Origin of the sequence: Archangium gephyra (genome assembly GCF_049060025.1) — a bacterium.
GTDB classification, from domain to species: domain Bacteria; phylum Myxococcota; class Myxococcia; order Myxococcales; family Myxococcaceae; genus Archangium; species Archangium gephyra_A.
Genome location: NZ_JBMEQQ010000002.1, coordinates 10,573,529 through 10,595,479 on the forward strand (window position 1 = coordinate 10,573,529; position 21,951 = coordinate 10,595,479).

The window sequence follows — 21,951 nt, forward strand, 5'->3', positions numbered from 1 at the left end:
CGCCGGGATGGCCCGGCGCCTCCGTTTTGTCCCCCGTGGCCGCAACAAGGAGACGCCGTTGTCAGCGCCTGTGACCCCGCCTGCTGCTCCGCCGAGCCGGAGCAAGACCGACTTCACCCTCTCCTTCGTGCTCCAGGCGCTCGTCTCGCAGCGCGTCCTCACCGCTGATCAGGCGCAGAACATCGCCACCAAGGAGCCCGCCGCCCGCGCCCGCGTCCTCAAGAACAAGGGCATCGTCGGCACGGACGCCGCCCGCTACGACGTCTCGCCGGTGGAGATCGTCGCCGCCTTCCAGGTGCCCCTGGCCGATGGCCGCGGGTCGCTCGACGAGGACCGGGTCACCGAGCTCGTCGCCCGCGCCGCCGGCCTGCCCTACAAGAAGATTGATCCGCTCAAGCTGGACATGGCCCTGGCCACCCGCACCGTGTCCCGCCCCTTCGCGCACAAGCACGTGCTGCTGCCGCTGGAGACGGCCCAGGACGGCCGGCTGCTGGTCGCGGTGGCCAACCCCTTCGACAAGGAGCTCTTCGAGAGCATCCACGTGCTCACCGGCATGCCCATCGAGCCGGTGTTCTCCTCGAAGGCGGACATCCTCAAGGCCATCGCGGACGTCTACGGCTTCAAGCGCACGCTGGCGAAGGCCGCGGATGACTTCACCTCCAACTCCCACAACTCGCCGCAGATCAGCAACTTCGAGCAGCTCGTCACGCTCAGCGGCCGCCAGGAGCTGGACGCGGCGGACCAGCCCGTGGTGCAGGCCGTGGACTACATGCTGCGGTATGCCTTCGACAACCGCGCCTCGGACATCCACATCGAGCCCAAGCGCAACACCTCGCTGGTGCGCCTGCGCATCGACGGCGTGTTGCACCCCGTGTACACGCTGCCGGCCGGCGTGCACCCGCCCATCGTCTCGCGCGTGAAGACGCTGGCGCGCATCGACATCTCCGAGAAGCGCAAGCCCCAGGACGGCCGCATCAAGACCGAGCGCGATGGCCGCGAGGTGGAGCTCCGCGTCTCCACGCTGCCCACCGCCTTCGGCGAGAAGGTGGTCATCCGTGTGTTCGACCCCGAGACGCTGGTGCAGGACATCGCCCAGCTCGGCTTCGACCCGGACGAGAAGCGCGTCTTCGAGTCGTGGATTGATCAGCCCCACGGCATCATCCTCGTCACGGGCCCCACGGGCAGCGGCAAGACGACCACGCTCTACTCGGCGCTCAAGGCGGTGGCCGGTCCGGACGTGAACGTCGTCACCATCGAAGACCCCATCGAAATGGTGTGGGACGGCTTCAACCAGGTGCAGGTGCAGCCCAAGGTGGGGCTGGACTTCGCCAACGCGCTGCGCAGCATCCTGCGCCAGGACCCGGACGTCATCATGGTGGGCGAAATCCGTGACGCGGAGACGGCGGAGAACGCCGTCCAGGCCGCGCTCACGGGCCACCTGGTGCTCTCCACGCTGCACACCAACGACGCCATCGGCGCGGTGGCGCGCTTGAAGGACCTCGGGGTGCCGCCCTTCCTGCTGGCGCAGAGCCTCATCGGCATGATGGCCCAGCGCCTCTTGCGGCGCGTGTGCCCGCACTGCGCGCAGCCCACCACGCTCACGCCGGACGAGCTGACCCTGCTGGGCGCGCCCATTCCGCTGCTGCCGACCGGGGTGAACATCGTCAAGGGCGCCGGGTGCCCGCGCTGCCGTGGCACGGGGTACTGGGGCCGCACGGGCGCCTTCGAGATCGTCAACCTCAACAACGATCTGCGCGAGCAGATCTCCCGCGGCGGCAACCACCAGCAGATGCTGGACGCGGCGCGCCGGGGCGGCACCCGCACCCTGCGCGAGGCGGCGGTGCGCAAGCTGGCCATGGGCCTCACCTCCTTCGACGAGGTGGTGCGCATGACGTCCGTGGCCTGAGCCGCCCCCCCGCCAGGGCCGGTGCGACAACCGAGCGCCCGGCCCGTTCTCTGTTGGGTAGCCCACGGATGGGGGGGCATGTGGGATTTCCGGAATACCCGCCTGGCCGTGGGGTTACCCTCTGGATGCGCGGTGACCTTCACTGAAGAGGGAGAGCCATGGCGGGAGGAAAGACCGGAATGACGCGACGTGACTTCGTCGGCTACGGCACGACGGCATTGGCGATGGCGGGAGCTGGCGAGCTGTTGTCCGGCTGTGCGACGACGCAGCGGGCGGGCCCGGGCGGCCCCGGGGGCGGCTCGGACGGACCCTCCCACTCCATCGGGTACTTCGCGCGGTTCGGCGTGGACGAGACCCTCATCCGCGAGACGCTGGCCGCCGCCCTGTCGCGAGGCGGGGACTACAGCGATCTCTTCTTCCAGCACCGGGTGTCCACCTCCATGGCGCTCGAGGACGGCGCGGTGAACAAGGCGTTCACCACCGTGGAGCTCGGCGTGGGCGTGCGCGTCATCAAGGGCGACCAGACGGGCTACGCCTACACCGAGGAGCTCACGCTCGAGGCGATGCGCAGCGCCGCCCGTACGGCCGCGGCCATCGCGGATGGGCCCTCGCGGCCCGGCCCGCAGCGCCTCCACATCTACAAGGAGCTGCCGCAGCGCTACGTGCTCAAGCTGGGCTGGGACGCCGTGCGCCCCGAGCAGAAGCTGCCCATCCTCGAGGGGCTGAACACGGCGGCCTTCAAGGCCGACCCGCGCGTCTCCAAGGTGACGCTCTCGTTCTCGGATGAGCACGGCGCGGTGCTCGTGGCCGACAGCAACGGGCGGCTCGTCGAGGACGTGCAGCCGATGACGAGCCTCTACCTCTCCTGCGTGGCCGAGCAGAACGGCAAGCGCGAGCAGAACACCTACGGCGTCGCGGGCCGCGCGGGGCTGGACTTCTACTCGCCCGAGCGGCTGGAGCGCGTGGTGCGCGAGGCGGTGAGCCGCACCACCATCCTCTTCGAGGCCACCCAGCCGCCCGCCGGTGAGCTGCCCGTGGTGCTCGCGGCGGGCTCGTCCGGCATCCTCCTGCACGAGGCCATCGGCCACGGCATGGAGGCGGACTTCAACCGCAAGGGCACGTCCATCTACGCGGACAAGCTCAACAAGCCGATTGCCCAGCCCTTCGTGAACATCGTCGACGACGGCACGAACGAGTACGCGCGCGGCGCCATCAACGTGGACGACGAGGGCAACGTGCCCGGCAAGACGACGGTCGTGGAGAACGGCGTCCTCACCACGTACCTGCACGACTCCATCTCCGCGAAGCACTACAAGGTGAAGCCCACGGGCAACGGCCGCCGCGAGAGCTACCGGTACGCGCCGCTGCCGCGCATGCGCTCCACGTACATGCTCCCGGGCCCGCACAAGCACGAGGAGATCATCGCCTCGGTGAAGAAGGGCATCTACTGCTCCAACTTCAGCAACGGGCAGGTGAACATCGGCGCGGGCGACTTCACCTTCTACGTGAAGAACGGCTACCTCATCGAGGACGGCAAGCTCACCCGGCCCATCAAGGACGTGAACATCATCGGCAACGGGCCCAAGGTGCTCGAGAAGGTGGACATGGTGGCCGACAACCTCGTCATCGACGAGGGAGGCTGGACGTGCGGCAAGGACGGCCAGGGCGTGCCGGTGTCCCAGGGCATGCCGACGGTCCGGGTCGCGTCGATCACCGTGGGCGGACGCAACGCTTGAGGGAGGCGGGCATGAGCACGACGAACACCACGAATCTGGCGGATGTCGCGCGGCAGGCGGTGGACCTGGCGCGCCAGAAGGGCGCTTCCGAGGCGGCGGCCACGGCCAGCCGCATGCGCGATGTGGAGATGCAGTGGCGCGATGGCCGGCTGGACAAGGTCTCCGAGGCCACCACCCGGGGCCTCTCGGTGCAGCTCTACGTCGACGGGCGCTACTCCGCGGTCTCCACGAGTGATCTGCGTCCGGAGGCGTTGGCGCAATTCATCTCCGACTCCGTCGCCATGACGCGCGTGCTGGCGCGGGACGAGCACCGCCGGCTGCCGGAGCCCGAGCTCTACGCGGGCCGGAGCGCGGTGGACCTGTCCATCGAGGATCCGCGCCAGGCGACGCTCACCTCCGATGACCGGCAGCGGTTCGTCCGGGAGCTGGAGGCGGGCGCGCGCGCGGCGGATGGCAAGGGCGTCATCCTCTCCGTCACCACCGCCTTCGCGGACTCGCACCGGGAGATCTTCCGGGTCAGCTCGAACGGTTTCGAGGGCGGGGTGCGCGGGACGCAGTTCGTCGCCTCCGCGGAGGTGAGCGCGCAGGATCCGGACGGGCGCCGGCCGGAGGAGAGCGACTACGCCGTGGCGCGCTTCTTCGAGAACCTGCCCGACGCGGCCTCCCTGGGCCGCCGTGCCGGAGAGCGGGCGCTGGGGCGCATCGGCTCCACGAAGGGGGCCTCGGCCGTGCTCACCATGGCCGTGGACAACCGGGCCGCGGGCCGGCTCGTGTCGATGCTCCTCGGGCCCATGTCGGGCGGCGCCATCCAGCAGAAGCGCTCCTTCCTCGATGGGAAGCTCGGTCAGAAGGTGGGCAGCGAGCTGCTCTCGCTCACCGATGAGCCGCACGTGAAGCGGGGCCTCGGCTCGCGCCTGTTCGACGGCGAGGGGATTACCGCCCGGCCCATGCCGCTGTTCGAGGCGGGCGAGCTCCGCACCTACTTCATCGACACCTACTACGGCCGCAAGCTCAAGGCGCGTCCGACGACGGGCAGTGCCTCGAACCTCTCCTGGAAGCTCGGGAGCAAGGACCAGGGCGCGCTCCTGGGGGACCTGAAGGAGGGCATCCTCGTGACGAGCTTCCTCGGAGGAAACTCGAACGGCGTCACGGGTGACTTCTCGTTCGGCGTCCAGGGCTTCCGCGTGCGCGGCGGGAAGGTCGCCGAGCCCATCGGAGAGATGAACATCTCCGGCAACCAGATGGACCTGTGGAAGCGGCTGGTCGCCGTGGGGAACGATGCCTACGTGAACAGCGCGATGCGCACGCCCACCCTCGTCTTCGAGGGCGTGCAGTTCGCGGGCATGTAGCCGCGGGCCCCCGAGGTGGACAGCGCCCGCTCCCCGGTGGATGGCCGGGGAGCGCGGTGCGTCCCCGGGCTACGCGGGCTCGATGAAGTTGAGCCGGTAGCCGTCGGGATCCGTGACGATGATCTCCCGCGTGAACCACGGCTGCACGGTGGGGCCCTCGACGTGGGCCCCCTGGGTCCGGGCCCGCGAGGCCACCTCCTCCAGCTCCACGGCGCCGATGCGGAAGCCCAGCAGCACGCCCAGCCCTCGCTGGCCCTCCAGCTTCACCACGGGGGGCAGGGCGACGAGGTACACCTCCGCCTGCTTCTCCCACTGCAGGTGGATGAAGGGCGGGGCGGCCTGGGTCCGCTTGAATCCGAGCGCCTCGTAGAACTTCGCCGAGCGCTCGGGGTCCGACACGAGCACCTTCACGAAGGACGACAACAGCTGTTCGTTATCCATACGCGCCGTCTGTAACATGCGGCCGCCTCAGCCGCCCACGGACATGGAGCCGGGCAGCCGCGCCTCGCCCGCGCTGAGGCGTATCTCGGGCCACTGCTTGCCAGGAGGGGGTTGGACGCTCACTCCCCTGGGCCCCTGGGTGCGGAAGCGGATCCTCCGGCCCAGCAGATGCCGCCAGTCGTCGAGCGCGACCTGCCACCGCCACTCCAGGACGCCGGGCGCCTTGACGAACTCCAGCAGGAAGGTGTGGTGCTGATCATCGAGCGGCTGGTTCGCGCTCCGGAGCACCTCGCCGGTGGCCGCGTCCTCGAGCCGGATCCACGCCCCCCATCCCAGCTCGCTCCGCTCCTGCGGGGCCCAGGCGAACCACCGGCCCGAGAGCACCAGCCGTCCATTGTCGCTGAGCCGGGGCGGGTCGATCTCCGGCGTCCGGGGCCAGAGCGGAGTGGGCCTGGCGTTGGGCGGCCGGGGCTCCGTGAGGGCCGGGTGCGAGCCTGGGTTCGTCGTGAAGCGAGCCGCACCCGACGGGATGGCCGTCGAAGCGCTCATCGCCAGGGCCTCGAAGTGCTCGAGGAGCCAGTGCTCCGTGTTCCGTCCCCAGAGGGTGCTCGAGCCCTCGTAGTGCTGGGCCTTGTACTCGCGCTCGGTGGTGAAGTAGCCGGCATAGTCGCCGCACACGCCCGCGACCATGACTTCCTGGGCGCCGCGCGCGCGCATCGCCTGGGCCAGCTCATGCGCCAGCCAGGAGGTCGGCTCTCCGGGACAACCCATCAGCCACAGGCCGCCCACCTTCAGCAGCCGCAGGGGCAGGGTGTGGGGCTGGTACTTGAGGAAGTCCCGGATGTGCCGCACCAGCGCACCGGGAGGAGCCTTCGGCCACTGCGGATCGCCGGCAGGCACCCCCTCCAGCCGATCCCCCTCCTTGAACAAGGGCACGCCCTCGCCCAGCTCCGAGCCCCGGAGCGTCGGCGCGCCGATCAGGGCCCCTGGCGACAGGCGCCTGCCATCCTTCAACGTCGCGTCGCGAATCGTGGGCTCGCCGAAGAGGGCGGTGATGCGCAGCGAGGAGCTCACGTGGGCGCGCGCGTCCTCACAGGCCCGGGCGAGCTGGCGGCCCACCTCATGGCCCACCTCATCCACCAGCGACAGGTTGTCCGCCCGGTCCTCGCGCTTCTTCTTCAGCGCCTCGAGTGTCAGGCCGGGCCGCATCGCATCGGCGTCACCGATGGCGCCAGCGGCGAGCCCCACCACCGGCCCGCTCCCTCCCGCCGTGCCGCGCAGCAGTTGCTCCGCGTGACGCGTGGCCACTCCGAAGAGATCCGGCGAGCACAGGGGGTGCTCCTTGGCGAGCAGCGACGCATGGGCGCCGAAGATGCCGAAGGCGCCGATGGGACGGTGGGGTGCCTCGGCCTCCTCGGCCCAGAGCACCTGGATGCGCGGATCCACACAGACCTGATCGACCGGGAGTCCCGTGGGCACGGAGGGCGAGGCGCCCGAGGGGAAGCCCAGCACCGAGACCCGCTGACGGAGGGCCGCCTCGTCCAGGCCGGGGAAGTTCTCGCGCAGGGCCGCGAGGCTCCGGTTGCGCGAGTACCCCCAGAGCCGGGCCGCGCCGTGACCGGCACGTGCCGGGCGCAGGCGCGCGCAGGCCTCGCGCACGGCCAGCCCCATCCGCGCCACGAGGTAGTCCACCATGACCTGATCCAGCCCCCGTATCCTCAGGATCGGCTCGGTGGGCGCGAAGGTGTCGTAGTACGTGTTGGCGTAGATGTTCCCCGGCCCGCTGTGCGTATGCGTGCCCGCGAGGAAGAGGCGGCCCACGTGCAGACCCAGGGCCGCAGTGTGCTCTGCCAACCGCTCGGTGAGGTAGCGCGTGCCCGCATGGAGGTCCACCGCGAGGAGGGCCACCCGCTCGCCCTGTCCGTCATCCAGCACGAGCACGCGCGCGAAGAGCCGGCCCCACGCGCCCCGTGTGCGCCGCAACCCCAGCAGGGTGGGGCCCCAGCCCGCGAGCGACGACTGGAAGCCGGGCGTGAGGTCCACCCGGGAGGCACCCGCCTGGAGGATGCCCGTGGAGGGGAGCGGCTCCGGTGCGCGCCGCTGGACCTCGATCACCCGAGGGGGAGCGTTCATCAGCGGCGTGTCGTTTCGTTCCGAGCCCATGACAATGGGGTGGAGAGGCGGGCCGCGGGATGTGAGGGAGCGCCTCCCCGAGGCCCGGCCGCCCGCCACCCCTCTCCCCGAGAGGGAGAGCGAGGGGCGGGAGAGGCGCCAGAGACTAGAAGCGCGCCTGGAGCAGCATGTTGAAGCCCAGCGCGTGCGGATCCTCGAAGCTGGGCTGCGCGACGCCGAAGACGTCGTCCCGGAAGGTCGTCCGGTTGCGGTCGTAGGTGTAATAGACCTCGCCCACGGCGGAGACGCTCTCGGAGAGATCCCACCGGAAGGTGCCCTTGGCGGAGATGATGGGATCGGCGCGGCAGATGGCGTTGTCGTCGCCGCACGTGGTGGGGAGGATGCTCAGCACGTTGACGTCACGCACCACCACGGTGCGCGTGCCCGTGAGGCCCGGGGGCGGGTTGTTGCCGCCGAAGAGCGGATCCGGGCTGCGGAACGACGCCGGCTGCTGCACGCCGACGATGAAGCCCGGCGTGAAGTGCAGCGCGGGGATGTGGTAGTCCGCGCCCACGGCGACGAACATCTCCGGCTTCACCTCGGTGCCATCCGGGAAGTCGTTGAAGGGCGGCAGGCCGGGCACCTCGAACTGGATGAAGGACAGGTCGCGGTAGAGGCCCAGCACGTGGAAGCGCCAGTAGTTCCACTTGGCGCGCGCCTGCAGCGCCACCGCCTTGGCCTCCTGCGGCACCGTGCGGCCGAACACGTCCGGATCCGACAGCGTCTGCACCAGGTAGCTGCCCTCGAGCGACATCGAGTAGGACAGGCCGCCCGGGTACTGCTCCGGGGCGAAGAAGCGCTGGTAGACCTCGGGATCGTTCCGGTACAGCCGGAAGTCGATGCTCGTGCCCACCGGCACGCCCACATGGTAGACGGCCTGCGCGGACACGCCCGCCGAGTTCACCGGCGCCTCGACACCGAGCGCGGCCAGGCCCGGGACGATGCCCTTCTGGAAGTAGCCGCCGCCGGCCTCCAGGCGCAGCGTCTCGAACACGTCCACGCCCGCGCCCGCCATGAAGCCGTAGAGCGTCTCCTGCTCCTTGATGAGATCGTTGAGCACCAGGGCCGTCTTGGCGCCCGCGTACGCGTACCACCGGTCACGCGTGAGCTGGAGCCGGGCGCCCGGCACGCCCGCCGCGGCGGCGCGGGTGGTGAAGACGCCGCTGCCGCCCCAGGAGATGCGGTAGGCGTAGCCCAGCCGGAAGCGGTCCGCGGACACCGGGAAGCCGGTGAGCGACAGGCCCTCGTTCTCACCCCAGCCCTGAGGCCGGTAGTGCAGGCGGATGTAGCTGGAGTTGTCCCGCAGCTCGATGCCGCCCGAGGGCCGCTCGAGCATCAGCACCGTGAGGGCCGCCTCGGTGGTGAGGCCCTCGAAGAAGGCCGGCATCCGCTTGTAGAGGACGATGTTGGACAGCGTCTCGAAGCCGGAGAAGCGGGTGTTGAAGTTGTCGTAGAACTGGGTGTTCTGCAGTCCGCCGCCGAACCGGGCCGTGGGGCTGTTGGGCGTCGTCTCGCCCGCATTGGCGAAGACGTTGTCGTCCGCGAAGGCGAAGGACAAGCGGGTGTCGACGAAGTCTCCGGCCCATGCGGGCGCGGAAAGGGTGAGCCCGGTCAGGGCCAGCGTGCGCAGCAGCGTTCTCAAATTCCCTCCAGGCGCGGCGTGGGGGCGCCGCTCCTTCCCAGCGCCCCTGGGAATGGGGCGCTCACTTCGTTCAAGACAGCGACATCACTGACAAGGCTTGATGGGCCGCGGGCACTCCATGCCGGGGCCCGGGTAGCAGCAGAGATCGTCCTGGTCGCGCGGCAGCACCATCCAGCGCGGCCGGGCGGCCTGGACGTGGCGCAGGTGGCCCACCACGTCGAAGGTGGCCCCGTGCAGGTAGCGGCACTGCTGGGCCGCCGCCGCGTCCGGGTTGCTCTCGTCGCAGTCCACCTTCAGGTCCGGCACGGCGTCCTTCGTCATGAGGAGCACGCGGGTATGGGTGTTGCGCGCCACGGAGCAGCGCGGCGCCGGGGTCACCGCCACCGGCTGCGCGGCCAGGAAGGCCACGAGGCTCTCGCCGGAGCGCATGATGACGTCCTTGCGCGTCTTGGCCGGCAGCAGCTCGTCCTCGTTGGTGGCGGTGACGGTGCCCTCGCCGAAGGCCAGGTAGGTGTCCACGTCGCACCAGATGCTCACCGCGGCGCCCGGCTCGTAGCCCGAGGCGAGCTTCTTCGAGGTGGTGTCGGACAGGACGACCGACTGCTGGCGGCTGGCCAGCGTGTCATCCAGGCCGGCCTCCCGCGGTCCGGGACCGGCCAGCTCCACGACGAACTGGCCGAAGCCCGTGAACTGGGAGCGCTCGGAGCAGCGGGTGTTCTGGTACGCGCCGGAGCCGGTGGTGCAGTCGATGCTGCACTGACGCTCCTCGGCGTCCGGATCCACCGCGGGCGCCGGGAAGGCGCAGCCGGCCCACGTCCACACGCCGTCGATCGTCGTCTCGCAGAACATGGGGAGCTGGCCATCACCGTTGAGGTCGCAGTTCTTGAAGACCTGCGGGAAACGGATGCGGCGCAGCTTCACCAGGCCCGACTCCAGGCTCTCCATCTTCATGTTGCGCCGGTTGTGGCCGCACGTGGTGTCGGTGACGAAGGGCGCCAGCGTGTTGTCCAGGCCGCAGTGGCGCAGGTTGAGCTCCACCGGCGGGTTGAGATCCAGGTACTTGTTCCACTGATCCGGCGGCAGCTCGCGCACGCGCTCGCGCACCGTCCAGGAGGGGAAGGTGAGCTGGGTGGTGGAGGTGAACTCCTGGATGGAGCCGGAGAGCGTCCACAGCAGATCTCCCGGGTCCAGACCCTCGGGGAAGCTGTAGTTGTAGACGAACATGGAGCCGAACGAGCCGGGCAGGTAGCCGCCGGGCTCGGGGGCGCGCACCTGCGCGGCAGAGCTGGTGTCCTCGCGCACGGGGCAGGCGGTGATGTCGGTGACGAAGAAGCCGGAGGGATCCGTCCCCGTCACCAGCAGCGTGACGGGCTTGGCCGGTTCCGGATCCGGCTGGCCATCGCCGTCCAGGTCGCGAGCCGGGCAGTTCTGGTACTGCACGGCGCCGGACTCGGGGGCGCGGCCGATGGTGACGAACTGCCCCACGAAGGGCGAGGAGCGGTTGTCATAGCCCTGCGGCGACTGGATGGCGGAGAGCGTCGGCTCCTGGAAGTACAGCGTCTCGGAGGAGCCGGCGGCATAGGTGCGGCCCGCGTCGGGCTCGGGTGGGGGCGTGCCCGCGACGCCGCCATCGGTGTAGTGCAGCACCACGGGCTCGTCCACGGCCCAGACGCGCACCTCACCGTAGACGTTCCGGGCCCGCACCTTGCCGGTGCCTCGGCCGCGGTTGAGCTTCGTCCAGGTGTAGGCGTAGTCGTCGGAGACATCGCCCGGCACCACCTTGAAGGTCACCGGCCCGTTGAAGTCGAACGGCTTGCCCGTCCTGTCCAGGGCCATGACGTCCAGCAGCAGCTCCACCTGGCCACCGGGGATGGCATAGCGGCAGTCCTTCGTGCCGCGCGGGCCGGTGCAGGAGGGCAGGACGTCGAGCGGCTGGAGGCTGCCGCCGGCGCTCACCGCGGAGATGCTCTGCACCACCACGCGGAACGAGCCCACGGTCTGGGCCGGGTTCGAGGCCACGTCGTAGCAGCCGGACAGGGAGGCCGCGGCCGCGGCCATGAGGAGCCACTGCTTCTTCATTACTTCACCCTCCGGCCGATACGGTTGTCCTCGGCGGCGTTGGCGATGGGCATCTCGGTGGGGTTGGCGCAGAAGGTCTCGAGCTGCCGGGTGACCGAGCCGCACTCCTGGGCGCCGGCCAGCGCGTCGCGGCAGTAGCAGCGGCCGGTGTACGGACCCTGGGGCACGTTGCACGTGGTGCGGATGAGCTCCGGCGTGAGGCCCTCCACGTTGCAGCGGCTGGCCGCGTCGGCGGGCAGCTTCAGGAAGCTCGCCGCAGGTGCAGTCGCCCAGCTTCCTGGCCAGTGCGTCCTCGAAGGCCTGCGTCTGCTTGCAGAAGTTGATGAGCTGATCGTCCACCACCCACCGGCCGTTCGTCAGCGTGCCGCAGCGCTCGCCGGTCTTGGACGTCTCGCGGCCCGCGTTGATGTCATCGCAGGTGCAGAAGCCCTGCATGTAGCCGATGAGCGAGTCGCGCAGGGAGATGCCCGTCTCCTGGCGGGTGGTGTTGCGCTTGAGGACGCTGAAGCCCGAGCCGCCCTTGGCGATGTAGTCGTTGACGGCCACGCGGTACATGCCGTTGGGGTTGAGCGGGTTGCCGTTGATGACCACGTCCGTGGCGGGGCGCGCGTAGCAGCGGGCGCCGTCCTGGTCCTGCAGGCACTGCCAGGGCGCATGGCCCTCGCGGCCCGTCTGCGGGCAGTCCTCGCCCCCGTTCGCGGGCTCGCAGGGAATGCGCAGGTCGTTGAGCTGCACCTGGGCGCAGTCCATGGTGAAGCGCGCGCCGGAGATCTGCGCCTGGCTCACGCAGCCGCGTTCGGAGGAGCGCTCGGCGACGAAGTCGAGCATCTCCTGAATCTCCACGCCCGAGAGGTACATGATGTTGATGGTGTTCTCGAACGGGAAGACGTTGAACATGGACTCCTGGGAGACGACGCCCGCGTAGAGGTTGTCGCGGATGCCCAGCGAGTTGGTCAGCGCCATCTCCGCCTCGACGGCGCGGCGCTTGCGCATGGAGTCCGCGGAGATGTTGCCCAGCGGCGAGTCACCGCCCGTGGAGGTGTTGCGGCGGGCCACGTCGCGCGGCGCGTAGGAGAAGATGGACGTGAGCTGCATGTTGAAGTCCATGCCCAGCAGGAAGGGCTGCAGCAGGTGCGTGGTCTCCCGGTCCTCCTGCTCCTGGCACTTCGCGATGGCCGCGCGCACGCCCGGGGCGTTGATGAACTGGCCGGGGTTCCAGAAGTTGTCCTGGTAGTAGGCGCGCATGGCGTCGTCGCACCACAGGCCGTCCAGCGCGAAGACGCGGTAGTCGTGGCTGACGATCTCCGCGCCGTCGATGGTGCGCTCATCGGCCTTGGGCACCTTCACCACCAGGTCCGCCCGGCCCACGTACTTGGCGAAGGCACCCGAGTGCACCACCACCACCTTGCGGCCGCTCGGATCGCTGAGCTGCTGCGGCGGGTTGAGCACCACGTGCAGGTGGCCGCCGAGGATGGCGTCCAGGCCGGACACGCCCGGGATGAACACCCGCACCACCGCCTTGGGGTTGTTCTCCTGGCTGGGGTCGGCGTACTCCAGGAGCTGCCACCGGTCGTGCTCGCGCTCCAGGTAGGGCTTGATGCGATCGAGCTCGTAATAGGCCTCGTAGCCGCGGATGAGATCCTGGTCCTCGTGGAGGCCCAGGTGGCTGACCACCACGAGCAGATCCACCACCGGGCGCAGCATCTCCACGTAGGCGCGCGCCGCCTCGTTCTGCTCCAGCGGGGTGGCCTGCAGCGAGTTGCCGCCCTCCGACAGCGAGTTGAGCGAGGAGATGTTGGCCATGCCGATGATGCCCACCTTCAGACCCTGCATGTTGCGGATGACGTAGGGGACGGTGTTGAGCAGGGCCTGGGCGTTACCGGGATCGTTGGGGCTGTCCCAGTGGTAGTTGGCCGCCATCAGCGGGAAGGTGGCGTAGTCGCGCGTCTTCTCCACGAAGTTGAGCAGGCCGGCGTCGAACTCGTGGTTGCCGATCACCGCCGCGTCCAGGCCCATCCGGGACAGGAAGCTGAACTCCGCCTGGCCGTTGTTGAGGTTGAAGATGGGCGCGCCCTGGAAGCAGTCGCCCGAGTCCAGGTGCAGGATGCGGCCGGCGCGGGCCCGCTCGCGCTTGAGGATGGCCCCCATGCGGGTGGCACCCCCGAAGGGGCCCGCCTCGGGGACGATGCCCAGGTCCGTATCCGTCTTCAGCGGCGCGAAGTCGTACGGGATGAGCCGGGAGTGGATGTCCGAGGTGTGCAGGAGGGTGAGCCGCACCTCCTGGCCACTGAGATCGAGGTCCTGCTCGCCCGTCATCACGGGCATGCACGAGGCGCACAGCAGGACACAGAGGAGTCCGGACAGGAGGCTTCGCATTCGGGGGCGGATCCGGGGGGCTTGAAGAAATTGACCGCTAGACGACGGCGCAAGGTACGAGACAAATGCTGGGTGGGCAAGCAACGCCCCTGCGTCAGGGTCTTCCGGTAAGGGAGCAGGCATGCGTTCGAGCAATCAATCTTCTGTGACGGATATCGAGGTAATCGAGGATTTCTCGTCGACCGCGAAGTGCGACGAGGGTTTTCTGCGGGTGCGGAGGCTGCGCTGCCAGAACCGGCGGGCGGATGGGACGGCGTCGAAGGTGTACCGGGTGGACGTGGTGGATCGGCCGCGGCTGGATGCGGTGTCGGTGCTGGTGTATCGCCGCGGTGCGTCGGAGCTGGAGGTGCTGACGCGGATGAACCTGCGGCCGGCGGCGTACTTCCGGCGGGGCAAGGACATGGCGGTGCCGGACGGGGCCACGTACCTGCGGGTGGAGGAGATCGTCGCGGGGCTGCTGGAGCCGGAGGACAAGGGCGAGCAGGGCCTGCGGCACCGGGCGGCGGAGGAGGTGCGCGAGGAGGCGGGCTTCGAGGTGAAGCCGGAGGAGATTCAACTGCTGGGGGCGGGCTTCTTCGTGGCGCCGGGGATTCTCTCGGAGAAGATCTTCCCGGCGGCGGTGGACGTGACGGGCAAGGAGCAGGGGACGCCGAAGGGGGACGGTTCACCCCTGGAGGAGGGCACGCACCTGCAGTGGAGGCCCATCCGCGAGCTGCTGGCCATGTGCCGGCGCGGAGAGGTGCCGGACGCGAAGACGGAGCTGTCCATCCTGCGGTTGCTGGCCGAGCAGGCGTGACGCGCGGGGAGTGAAGGTGGCCGGGGAGCGTGGGACGGGGTAGGGTGCGCCCGTCTCGTCTCTCCCCAACGAGGTCATCTGATGTCGTCGTTGCCCCCCTGGCTGCAACAGCTCCTGCCCATCCTCATCCTGCTGGCGGCCATCTCGCTGGTGATTGCCCGCCTGCCCAAGGTGGAGCTCGGACACACCGAGGCCTTCAAGCGCCGGCGCTTCTTCAACTGGTTCCCGCTGGGGATGACGTACGCGTTCCTCTACATGGGGCGCTACAACCTCAACGAGGCCACCAGCGCGCTGAAGGGGTACACCACCAACGCGGACTTCGGCACCATCTTCTTCTGGGGCACGCTGACGTACGGCTTCTCGTTCCTGCTCAACGGCCCGCTGACGGACAAGCTGGGCGGCCGCAAGACGATCCTCATCTCCGCGGCCGGCTCGTCGGTGTGCAACGTGCTGATGGGCGCGGTGGTGTACGGGGTGCTCGAGCGCGGGTGGCAGCCGCCGGGCGGCCTGGTGGCCACGCTGTCCTTCCTCTACGCGCTGAACATGTACTTCCAGAGCTTCGGCGCGGTCTCCATCGTCAAGGTGAACGCGTCCTGGTTCCACGTGAAGGAGCGCGGGCAGCTCGGCGGGGTGTTCGGCATCCTCATCTCGCTGGGCGTGTACTTCGCCTATGACTGGAGCCGCTTCATCGCCAAGGCGGCGCCCACCTGGTGGGTCTTCTTCGTGCCCGCGGCCGTCCTCGCGGTCTTCGTGGTGGTGGACTTCTTCGTCATCCGCGACACGCCGAGCCACACGGGCCACCCGGACTTCGACACCGCCGATGCCTCCTCCGGCGACTCGGGGCCCCAGCTCTCGCCCGGCCAGGTGTTCAAGCAGATGATCCGCAATCCGATCATCCTCACCATCCTGGCCGTCGAGTTCTGCAGCGGCTTCATGCGCAACGCCATCATGCAGTGGTACCCCAAGTTCGCGAAGGCGACGGGCCTCGCCGACACGTTCGTGGCGTCCAACTGGGGCATGCTGCTGTGCGTGGCGGGCATCACCGGCGGCATGTTCGCCGGCCTCATCTCGGACCGGGTGTTCGACTCGCGGCGCGGGCCCGTCTCGGCGGTGCTCTACGCGGGCATGTCCCTGGGCGCCGTCGTCTCGCTCTTCGTGCTCGAGAGCTGGATGCTGGGCTGGACGGTCATCTTCATGTCCCTGTGCGTGATTGGCGTGCACGGCATGCTGTCGGGCACCGCCAGCATGGACTTCGGTGGCAAGAAGAACGCGGGCCTGGCGGTGGGCATCATCGACGGCGCCGTGTACGCGGGCACCGCCCTCCAGTCGCTGCTGCTCGGGAAGATCCTCCCCTCGGGCGATGAGGCGAAGATCACCGCCAACTGGAGCAACTGGCCCATCGCCCTGCTGCCCCTGTCCTTCCTCGGCCTGCTGCTGGCCACCCGGGTGTGGAACGCCCGGCCCCAGCCCAGGAAGGCCCCGGCCACTCCGGCCCTCGCGGAGCTTCCCGCCAGCCCGTCGAGCTCCGCCCGGACCGGCACCGAGGGTTGAGCCAGTCACCCCGTCACTTGTAGTCGACTACAAGTGAGGTGGGTGAATATCCTACATGAATGTCACTTGTAGTCGACTACAAGTGACGCGCTTCCGGATGGGGGCGGACCGATGCAAGCCCTCACGCACAACGCGCTCAGTCTGCTCATCGTGCAGTGGGTGGTGATCATCGGCCTGTCCCGGTTGATTGGCCGGGGGGCGCGGTGGTTGGGCCAGCCGCTGGTCATCGCCGAGGTGCTCGCGGGCATCCTGCTCGGCCCCTCGTTGCTGGGGTGGGTGGCGCCGGAGGTGATGGGCACGCTGTTCCCGGCCAGCTCCATGCCGGTGCTGACGATGCTCAGCCAGGTGGGGCTCATCCTCTTCATGTTCCTCATCGGGCTGGAGTTGGATCCCCGGGTGCTCCGGGGACAGGGCCGGGCCTCGCTGTTCATCAGCCACACGAGCATCCTCGTGCCCTTCGCGCTCGGGGCACTGGCGGCCCTGGTCCTCCATCCGCGCGTGTCCGAGCCGTCGGTGCCCTTCTTCTCCTTCGTGCTCTTCATGGGCGCGGCGATGAGCGTCACCGCCTTCGCGGTGCTGGCGCGCATCCTCTCCGAGCATGGCCTGTTGCGCTCGAAGGTGGGAATGCTGGCGCTCACCTGCGCCGCGGTGGATGACGTGACGGCGTGGTGCCTGCTGGCCTTCGTCGTCTCGCTCGTGCGCGCCTCGGATTTGATGCACGCGGCGTACACCACGCTCTTCGCCCTGCTCTACGTCGGCTTCATGCTGGGACTGGTGCGGCCCTTCCTGGCCCGGCTGGGCGCGCGCGTGGCGAACAAGGAGGGCCTCACGCAGAACGTGGTGGCCCTCACCCTGATGATGCTGTTGGCCTCCGCGTGGGCCACGGAGCGCATCGGCATCCACGCCCTCTTCGGCGCCTTCCTCTTCGGCCTCATCATTCCGAAGGAGGGCGGGCTGGCCGAGGCGTTGGCGGAGAAGCTGGAGGATGTGGTGGTGGTGCTGCTGCTGCCCGTCTTCTTCGCCTACAGCGGGCTGCGGACCCAGGTGGGGCTGTTGGAAGGGGCCTCGGACTGGGCCTTGTGCGGCCTCATCCTCCTGGTGGCCTGCGTGGGCAAGTTCGGCGGCACCGCGGTGGCGGCGCGCCTCACCGGCATGCGCTGGCGGGAGGCCGGGGCCCTGGGCGTCCTGCTGAACACGCGCGGGCTGATCGAGCTCATCGTGCTCAACATCGGCCTGGATCTCGGTGTCATCTCCCCCAAGCTCTTCACCATGCTGGTGGTGATGGCCATGGTGACCGCCCTGATGACCTCGCCGCTGCTGCGCTGGATGTACCCGCCCGAGGAGGTGGCTCGGGACCGGGTGCCGCTCGAGCCCCTCGTCCCCACGGCGGGGCAGTCCCCCTTCACCGTGCTGATGTGCGTGTCCGAGGGCCAGACCGGGGCCGGGATGCCCACCCTGGGGCGTGCGCTCACCGGTGCGCCCGGCGAGTCCTTCCAGCTCTACGCCCTGCACCTCGTCCCCCCCGCGGGCCGGGCCTCGGCCCACCTCCGGAGCGAGCAGGCGCGCGGGGGCGGCGATGCCCTGGTTCCGCTGGTGGAGCGTGCCGGCGGCCTGGGCCTGCGGGTGCGTCCGCTCTCCTTCGTCTCCGCCGAGCCCGCGCTGGACATCTGCCGCACCGCCGAGGCGAAGCAGGCCGATCTCATCCTGCTCGGCTGGCACAAGCCCCTCTTCAGCCGCCCCCTGCCAGGTGGCACCGTGCACGAGGTGATGCGGGCCGCGGGGACGGGGGTGGCGGTGCTGGTGGACCGGGGCCTGGAGCGCGTGCGCCGGGTGCTGGTGCCCTTCAGTGGCGGCCCGGATGATCAGGCGGCGCTCGCCCTGGCCCGGCGGCTCATGCGCTCCTCGGGAGCGGAGGTGACGGTGCTGCGGGTGACCGTGCCTGGGGGGGAGCCGGGTCCCTCGCGGTCCCGGGCGATGGTGGACGAGCTCTTTCCGGAGCGCTCGGGGCGGGTGCGCGTGCAGGAGGTGGTGCACGCGTCCGCCGAGGAGGCCGTGCTGGCGGAGGCGCGGCGCGGGTATGATCTGCTGGTGGTGGGCGTGGGCTCCGGGTGGGGCCTGGAGGACGGGGAGCCGCCCACGTCACTGCTGGTGGTCCGCCATCCGGGCCGGGCCATCGCCACCGAACCGGCGGGAGACGCGCACGGCGCGGCCCCGGAACTTCCCGCTGACACCGCCGCCTGAACCAGTCCCGCAACCCGCACGAGCCGGAAACGAGACGACGACACCATGCACCTGGGAGCGACCATCCGACTGCTGCGTGTGGACGCGGGGCTGAGCCTGCGCGACCTCGCCCGTCGTATCGGCGTGTCCAGTGCCTACCTCAGCCGGGTGGAGAACGGCCTGGACGCGGCGCCCACGCCGGAGCGGCTGGCCGCCATCGCCCGCGAGCTGGACGTGCCGCCCGCCTTGTTGGTGGACGTGACGTACCGGGTGAGCCCCTTCGTGGCGCACTACCTGGAGCAGGTGCCGGGCGCGAGCATGCTCTTCCTGGAGCTGGCGCGCCGCAATCTCTCGGGCCACCAGCTCGCCCGCGTGCGCGAGTTCCTCGACGCGGAGTTCCCCGTGCGGGCCGCCGGACAGGAGGTTCCCGTCCCCGCGCTGGCCTCGTTGCTGGCTCCGGAGCGGATGGTGTTGCACCTCACGTGCACCGCGCTGGAGGACGCGCTGGATGTGGCCGCGGGGCGGCTCGCGGCGGCCTGTCCCGGCGTGAGCGCGCTCCGGGTGATGTCGGAGCTGAAGCGGCGCGAGGCGGAAGCCTCCAGCATGGTGGGCAGCGGGGTGGCCGTGCCCCATGCCTTCATCGAGCACGCCGCGCCCCTGGCCGCCCTGGTGACCCTGGCCAAGCCCCTCCAGGCCGAGACGCCGGATCGCGTGCCCCTGCGGTTGCTGGTGGTGCTCGTGGGCGGGGAGCGGGGGCGTGCGCACCTGATGCGGCTGGCCCATGTGGCACGGCTGGCCAGTCACGGCCTGGCGGAGCGGCTCGCGGGTGAGGACCAGCCCCAGCAACTGCTCGCCCGGCTCACGGAGCTGGAAGCCCTGCGCTGAACGAGCGCCTGCTCCCGGCCGCGCGGCGTGCCGGCTGGTCCAACAATCGGACCAGTTGCTCCCCATCGCGGCCGGAACCTCCCCTCCTGACAGGACGGCTCAGGACACCGCGTTGCCCGTGGCGAGGGCCCGGGCCGTTTCGGGCTCGGTGGTCTCGGCGGCGCGCTCCGGGGCCGGGTGCCGCACGACCAGCAGCGAGGTGGGTGCATCTCCGATGAGCCGCTCGCGGTGCAGGCCGAAGAGGCTGTCCTCCAGGCCCCACTCGGAGCCCACGCCCACCACCACCAGGTCATACCCGCGCCGCGCCTCTTCCAGCGCCGCCTCATCGGGCGCGTCGTGCGCCACCACCTTGAAGTGCACCCGTCCGGAGCCCTTGGGGAAGAGCTCCTCGACCAGGGGGCGTGCCCCGGTGTGTCCGGGCATGCCCTCGGACTGGGTGACGTGCAGGATGGTGATCTCCGCGGAGGCGTGCTGGAGCAGCCGCCGGGCGAGTCCGAGGGCCGCCCGGTCATGCGCGCTGCCGATGAAGGGCACCAGGACCCGGTTCACACGCTCCAGGCCCCGGTCCACCAGCACGGCCACGCTGGTGCCCGCCTCCTGCATCACCTCGTGGACGGTGCCGCCCAGCATGGTGCGGCTGAAGAGGGGCTTGTGCCAGCCGAGCAGGATGAGATCGGCCTGCTTGGCCTCGGCGGTGCGGCAGATGTCCGGTCCAGGCTCCGTGGAGACGAAGGAGAGCGGACGCACCTGCAGGCCCAGGCCGTTGGCGCGCCCGAGCAGGGGCGACAGGGTGTCGCCGCCGGCCTTCTCCGGGTCGTGCCGCAGGAGGAAGGAGGCCCGCTCGGTGGGGCGGATGAGGTGCAGGGCGTAGAGCTGGGAGGGCTCCTGGGGGGCACCGGTGAGGGCCCGGCCCAGCGTCACCATGCCGGCCCCGCTCTGGCCGTGGGACACGCACATCATCAGGGTGTAGGGCGGAGCCTCCACCGGCTCCACCTCCGGGGTGGCGGACACCTGGTCCTTGGCCATCTCCTCGGGGGGGTAGATCCACCGCAGCAGCGGCGTCGTCATGAACGTCGTCACCAGCGCCATCACCACCATCATGGTGAAGAGGGTGGGGGAGATGACGCCCAGGTCCAGGCCGATGTTGAGCACGATGAGCTCCATCAACCCGCGGGTATTCATCAGGATGCCGAGGGCCCCGGCCTCCCGCCAGCGCATGCCGGTGAGGCGCGCCGCCACCATGCTGCCGCCGAACTTGCCCGCGCAGGCCAGGAAGATGATGAGGCCGCACATCACCCAGTGGTCGCCGGTGGACAGCAGGCCAATCTCCGTCCGAAGGCCGCTGAAGGCGAAGAAGAGGGGCAGCAGCAACACCACCGCCACGTCCTCGAGCTTCTCGGCCAGTGCCTGCGCCAGCCCCCCTTCCTTGGGGATGACCGTGCCCATCATGAAGGCGCCGAAGAGGGCGTGGATGCCGATGAGCTCCGTGGCCCACGCGGAGGCCAGCAGCATCATCAGCGTCAGGGCGACTCCGTTCTGATTGAGTCCCTCCTTGTTCGCCACGCGCGCGCCCAGCCGGGCCAGGAAGGGCCGCACCAGCCCCAGCATGAAGGCGATGTAGAGCAGCGCGAGCACCGTGGTGAGCCCCGCGTGCATCAGATCCGAGGCGCGCACGATGGAGACGACGAAGGCCAGCAGGCACCACGCCGTCACGTCATCCACCGCCGCGCAGGTGATGGTCATGGCCCCCACCCGGGAGCTCAGCAGCCGCCGCTCGGTGAGGATGCGCGCCAGCACCGGGAAGGCGGTGATGCTCATCGCCACGCCCATGAAGAGCACGAAGGAGGAGAAGGGCACCGACGGCTCGGACAGGCGCGGGTAGAGCCAGAGGGCCGCCCCCGCCCCCAGCGCGAAGGGAACGATGATGCTCGTGTGGCTGATGACCACCGAGGCATGTCCCCGGCCTTTGAGCATCTTCGGATCCAGCTCCAGCCCGATGAGGAACATGAAGAGGATGAGGCCCACCTGGCTGAGCATCTTCAGCACCGGCATGGAGCTGGCCGGGAAGATCCACTCCATGGCCCCTGGCGCCAGCCACCCCAGCAGCGAGGGGCCGAGCAGGATGCCCGCGAGCACCTCGGCGATGACCAGCGGCTGGCCCAGCCACCGCGCCCCCCGCCCGATGAGCCGGGAAACCCCAATGATGACGAGGAATTGCACAATCATCAGGGTGAGTGCGTTGTGGGTCAGTGTGGGCATCCCGCCTCCTTCGTCGTGTGATAAGTGAGCACTTACCAGCGCACGCCTGGAGGCGTCAATGCGGGGAGGTACGCATCACCCCGACATTCAGGAACAAGAGGATTCAGCGCAGGACGGTGCTGCCCAGCAGGAGCGCCAGCACGCCTCCGAGCATCGCGGCGAAGACGGCGAGCGCGGCGGGACCGAAGGGGGAGGGATCGATCGGCTCGCCCCGGTTGAGCGCGCGGTGGTTGTAGAGGAAGCGGCGGACGGCCACGAGGTTGGCCCCCACGCCCAGGGCGACCATCAAGATGCCGGCCGCCATGGAGGCGGAGGCATTCTCTTCCTGCACCACGCCCGGCGCGGTGACCCCGAGCATCCGCAGGAAGGCGCCGAAGCGGGCCACCACGAAGCCGAACCCCATCATCGCGAGGCCGGTGCGCACCCAGGCCAGCAGGGTCCGTTCCGCGGCCCAGTCATAGCGCGCATCCCGCGCCGGGCGTGGCGCGGCCACGGGGAGGGGCTGGGGCACCCGTTCAGGGGCGGATTCGGCGGGGAGG

General features: G+C 69.9%; 13 protein-coding genes. 7 read left to right on the plus strand and 6 right to left on the minus strand.

The features are described from left to right. The first annotated feature begins 58 nt into the window (after nucleotides 1-58). From ACN28I_RS46235 to ACN28I_RS46245, 3 genes are all read left to right on the plus strand, one after another. Complete coding sequence (locus tag ACN28I_RS46235; protein ID WP_420948237.1) at nucleotides 59-1,906, plus strand: GspE/PulE family protein; 1,848 nt, start codon at nucleotides 59-61, stop codon at nucleotides 1,904-1,906. A gap of 179 nt (nucleotides 1,907-2,085) precedes the next feature. Then, the gene (locus tag ACN28I_RS46240; RefSeq protein ID WP_420948238.1) at nucleotides 2,086-3,642 is read left to right on the plus strand and encodes a TldD/PmbA family protein; all 1,557 of its coding nucleotides are present in this window, start codon (nucleotides 2,086-2,088) and stop codon (nucleotides 3,640-3,642) included. A gap of 11 nt (nucleotides 3,643-3,653) precedes the next feature. Further along, nucleotides 3,654-4,991, plus strand: coding sequence for a TldD/PmbA family protein (locus ACN28I_RS46245; RefSeq protein WP_420948239.1), 1,338 nt, complete (start codon nucleotides 3,654-3,656; stop codon nucleotides 4,989-4,991). 69 nt (nucleotides 4,992-5,060) lie between these two features. Here the strand turns inward: ACN28I_RS46245 and ACN28I_RS46250 are convergent, their stop codons facing one another. The 4 genes from ACN28I_RS46250 to ACN28I_RS46265 all read right to left on the minus strand — a co-directional run bounded on the left by ACN28I_RS46250 (nucleotide 5,061) and on the right by ACN28I_RS46265 (nucleotide 13,701). Next, nucleotides 5,061-5,432 carry a VOC family protein gene (locus tag ACN28I_RS46250; protein ID WP_420948240.1) on the minus strand — a complete coding sequence of 124 codons (372 nt, stop codon included), beginning with the start codon at nucleotides 5,430-5,432 and terminating at the stop codon, nucleotides 5,061-5,063. A gap of 27 nt (nucleotides 5,433-5,459) precedes the next feature. Further along, complete coding sequence (locus tag ACN28I_RS46255; RefSeq protein WP_420948241.1) at nucleotides 5,460-7,565, minus strand: neutral/alkaline non-lysosomal ceramidase N-terminal domain-containing protein; 2,106 nt, start codon at nucleotides 7,563-7,565, stop codon at nucleotides 5,460-5,462. Nucleotides 7,566-7,710: 145 nt separating this feature from the next. Further along, on the minus strand, nucleotides 7,711-9,234 hold the full coding sequence (locus ACN28I_RS46260) for a hypothetical protein (protein WP_420948854.1): 1,524 nt from the start codon (nucleotides 9,232-9,234) through the stop codon (nucleotides 7,711-7,713). 96 nt (nucleotides 9,235-9,330) lie between these two features. Beyond that, on the minus strand, nucleotides 9,331-13,701 hold the full coding sequence (locus ACN28I_RS46265) for a bifunctional metallophosphatase/5'-nucleotidase (RefSeq protein WP_420948242.1): 4,371 nt from the start codon (nucleotides 13,699-13,701) through the stop codon (nucleotides 9,331-9,333). Nucleotides 13,702-13,822: 121 nt separating this feature from the next. Between ACN28I_RS46265 and ACN28I_RS46270 the strand changes: the two genes are divergently transcribed. The 4 genes from ACN28I_RS46270 (at nucleotide 13,823) to ACN28I_RS46285 (ending at nucleotide 19,153) form a co-directional block, all read left to right on the plus strand. After that, complete coding sequence (locus ACN28I_RS46270; RefSeq protein WP_420948243.1) at nucleotides 13,823-14,497, plus strand: NUDIX hydrolase; 675 nt, start codon at nucleotides 13,823-13,825, stop codon at nucleotides 14,495-14,497. Nucleotides 14,498-14,578: 81 nt separating this feature from the next. Continuing rightward, entirely contained in the window at nucleotides 14,579-16,048 is a 1,470-nt protein-coding gene (locus ACN28I_RS46275) for an MFS transporter (RefSeq protein ID WP_420948244.1), read from the plus strand. Between the two features lie 111 nt (nucleotides 16,049-16,159). After that, nucleotides 16,160-18,289: a cation:proton antiporter gene (locus tag ACN28I_RS46280; protein WP_420948245.1), complete on the plus strand. Its 2,130-nt coding sequence runs from the start codon at nucleotides 16,160-16,162 to the stop codon at nucleotides 18,287-18,289. Between the two features lie 45 nt (nucleotides 18,290-18,334). Beyond that, nucleotides 18,335-19,153, plus strand: coding sequence for a helix-turn-helix domain-containing protein (locus ACN28I_RS46285; RefSeq protein ID WP_420948246.1), 819 nt, complete (start codon nucleotides 18,335-18,337; stop codon nucleotides 19,151-19,153). A 99-nt stretch (nucleotides 19,154-19,252) separates the two neighbouring features. Here ACN28I_RS46285 and ACN28I_RS46290 read toward each other — a convergent pair whose 3' ends face one another. Then, nucleotides 19,253-21,412, minus strand: coding sequence for a cation:proton antiporter (locus ACN28I_RS46290; RefSeq protein ID WP_420948247.1), 2,160 nt, complete (start codon nucleotides 21,410-21,412; stop codon nucleotides 19,253-19,255). A gap of 103 nt (nucleotides 21,413-21,515) precedes the next feature. Next, nucleotides 21,516-21,905: a YidH family protein gene (locus ACN28I_RS46295; RefSeq protein WP_420948248.1), complete on the minus strand. Its 390-nt coding sequence runs from the start codon at nucleotides 21,903-21,905 to the stop codon at nucleotides 21,516-21,518. Between the last annotated feature and the right edge of the window lie 46 nt (nucleotides 21,906-21,951).